Origin of the sequence: Wolbachia endosymbiont of Drosophila seguyi, from assembly GCF_028981765.1 — a bacterium.
GTDB lineage: Bacteria > Pseudomonadota > Alphaproteobacteria > Rickettsiales > Anaplasmataceae > Wolbachia > Wolbachia pipientis.
Genome location: NZ_JAPQLM010000037.1, coordinates 1 through 2,943, shown reverse-complemented (window position 1 = coordinate 2,943; position 2,943 = coordinate 1). Strand labels below are relative to the sequence as shown.

General features: G+C 37.3%; 3 protein-coding genes and 1 pseudogene. All 4 read left to right on the top strand.

All coding sequences use genetic code 11. The features are described from left to right. Nucleotides 1-138 (top strand): annotated as a pseudogene (locus OZD62_RS00730) (ribosome biogenesis GTP-binding protein YihA/YsxC); the annotation flags it as partial. Between the two features lie 4 nt (nucleotides 139-142). Next, a complete protein-coding gene (gene argB / locus OZD62_RS00725; protein ID WP_010962459.1) occupies nucleotides 143-1,054 on the top strand; it encodes an acetylglutamate kinase in 912 nt (303 codons plus the stop codon). Between the two features lie 414 nt (nucleotides 1,055-1,468). Next, entirely contained in the window at nucleotides 1,469-1,930 is a 462-nt protein-coding gene (gene dut / locus OZD62_RS00720; protein WP_275019225.1) for a dUTP diphosphatase, read from the top strand. A gap of 63 nt (nucleotides 1,931-1,993) precedes the next feature. Continuing rightward, a complete protein-coding gene (locus OZD62_RS00715) occupies nucleotides 1,994-2,647 on the top strand; it encodes a hypothetical protein (RefSeq protein ID WP_275019224.1) in 654 nt (217 codons plus the stop codon). Nucleotides 2,648-2,943: the final 296 nt, after the last annotated feature.

Genomic DNA, 2,943 nt, shown 5'->3' with positions numbered 1-2,943 from the left:
CAAAAAAGCTTAGGTGCTGTTATAGAAGATATTCAAAAATGGATTAATAATGAGAATGTGTCAATTCATCAAATGAGCATCCGTGTTAAGCATAAAATAACCAAGGTAAGAGATGAGTTTTTCAAGTTTACAAGATAAAAAAATGAAGAGTAGTGAATTTTTAAAGGGTGAGGTATCATTTGAACAAAAAGCAGAAATATTACTTGAAGTGCTATCTAACATACCTAGCTTTGTAGGCGAGACTTTTGTCATTAAATGCGGTGGTACAATAATCTTAGATGAAACACTATTTAATACTTTTGTGCATAATGTTGTCTTGTTGAAGCAGCTTGGTATAAATCCGGTAATAATTCATGACGGAGAATATGAAATTAACTCAGTGTTAAAAATGCTGGATATGAACAGTAAGTTTGTGAATGGTATCAGACTTACAGACAAAGACACTATGAAAATCATTGAAATGGCACTGTGTGGTTCAGTTAATAAAAAAATTGTTCAGTATATAAATTCTGCTGGTGGTTCAGCTATTGGATTATGTGGAAAAGATGGTAACTTAATTAAAGCCGAAAAAATAACCGCTACGCTTAGAGAAGATAGATCAAATAATATCGAAAAGATATTAGACATGGGGTTCATCGGTAGACCCACTGAAATCAATCCTGATATATTATTTTTTATTGAAGAATCAGATTTTATACCAGTTATTGCACCAATTGGTCATGGAAAAGATGGGGAAACATATCATATTGATGCCGATAGCACTGCAAGCGCAATCGCAATCGCAGTTTCTGCATCTAAAATGATAATCTTGAGTGACACAGATGAAGAAATAGATAAAATTGGTGGCAGGAAGATATCTGTTAAAAATTTAAATGCATCGATTGATTGTGGGAAAATTAAAGGGGAAAAATTTATTGAAAGGCTTATGGCATACGTTAAAATGGCGGAGGAATGTGCTGGAGTTGTTCACATAGTTGATGGTAGAATATCTAACATTATGCTTGATTTATTTACTGAGAGTAATTCAAGCATATCGATTGTGAGTGATTTATAGCTATACTGCTTGCAACTACACGAATACCAAGAGGGTGTCATTCAAGTAGCTGACACTGGAATGACAACAATCTACGTCATACCGCGATTCATTCGCGGTATCTCTAGATCCCGCTAACAAGTAGCGGGATGACGGTTGTCAGGGTGTCATCCCAGCGCCCTTATGATGTCATCCCAGTGCCCAGACACTGGGATCCAGAAGACTTAATTTCAACCAAGTGGCTGCATAATAAGGACTAGATTCCAGACTGGAATGACATCATAGAGGCACTGGGATGACAAAAAAAGGAGCACTGAACTTGTCAAGGAATTTTATGGCCTAGCGTCACGCGCTGGAATGACATCATTTACATTTATCACTTTTGCAGATACAATTTACATGCTATAATTGAGTCTTCATAGATGGTAAATTGGAGTGCAAAGAAGTAAAATTACAGTAGAAATAAAAAGATTATCACACGGAGAAGACTTGTCTCTTCCATGTTATGCAACTACGCAGAGTGCTGGCATGGATCTTTATGCTGCATTGAATGATTCTGCTGTTTTAAATCCACTTGAAAGATTACTTGTTCCAACTGGAATTGTGATTGCAATACCAAACGGTTTTGAGGGGCAAATCCGCCCACGTTCTGGTCTTGCTGCAAAACATGGAATCACTGTCTTAAATTCTCCGGGCACTATAGACTCTGATTATCGAGGTGAAGTTAAAATTTGTCTAATTAATCTAAGTAATCAGCCATACGAAATAAAAAGAGGAGATAGAATCGCACAAATCCTCATTTCTCCTGTATCTCAGGTAATTTGGGATGACAGAGAAGAATTCTGCGCAGAAGAAACCGGTCGCAATGCAGGGGGCTTTGGCTCAAGCGGCAGGTAGCTTACGAAAAAGCTTGACTATGACAGTTTTTTTATTTAAGCATATTAATATTTGAGGTCGTTTATGCTAACTTTCAAAAGTCACTGTGGTCAATTCCACAAAACAAATACTGCACTTGTTGCACTTACTTCTTTGTATGTCATAGGCGCAGCAGTAGCACTTTCAGCACCATATTGGGTGTCTTCAACTTGCACGCTTGCTCCACTTGCAGCTTTTGCAGCTACACCACTTGGAATCGGTATATTAGCAATTGTTGCTGTTGCACTGGTTAGTTCAGCAATGTACGCTATCAGCAAAAACAATGAAATATCTGAGTTGAGAGCTCCGAAGATTGTTGTTAATAACGATAGAAAAAACGGTAAAGAAACAGCATTGCTAGTAACAAAAGACACATTTAAGGAAATGGCAAGGAATAACCAAGTTAAAGATGAAGAAGGTAAGGTAGAAAAGGGTAAACATTATATAGCCTTCAGCTTAGAAGGCAAGAACTACCGTATTATTGTTGATATTAATCAGCTTACCAATACGCTAGGCAATACTTTACTCTTCGAGATAGGTTCACTAAAGGAGAAAAACGATGAAGGTAAGTTCGAGGCAGTAAATGAAACAAAGTGGAATAAAACATTAGGTTTAGACAAAGATGGTGCTAAAGGGGTTAACACTTATTTAGGCTCACTTATTGTTGAACAAGTTGCTTCTCAACAACAGACAGTATAGCCAAGTGAAATAAAAGAGGTAGATTAAGTCTGCCTCTTTGTTTTTTTTGATTTTTAGTGTTACGCGCATAACTGCATGGATGTTGCGATTCTCAAGGCAACGTATCTGTTCAGATGCATGGCTAATGCTGAAACAAAAATTCCAGTGTTCCCTTTCTTGTCATCCCAGTGCTTGACACATAACTGTACAAACATTCATTTTTGAAGGTAAATTGCACAACAGATAATGTCATTCCAGTGCTCCCTTTCTTGTCATCCAAGTAGCTGACACTGGGATGGCTTTGTTGCATCACACTT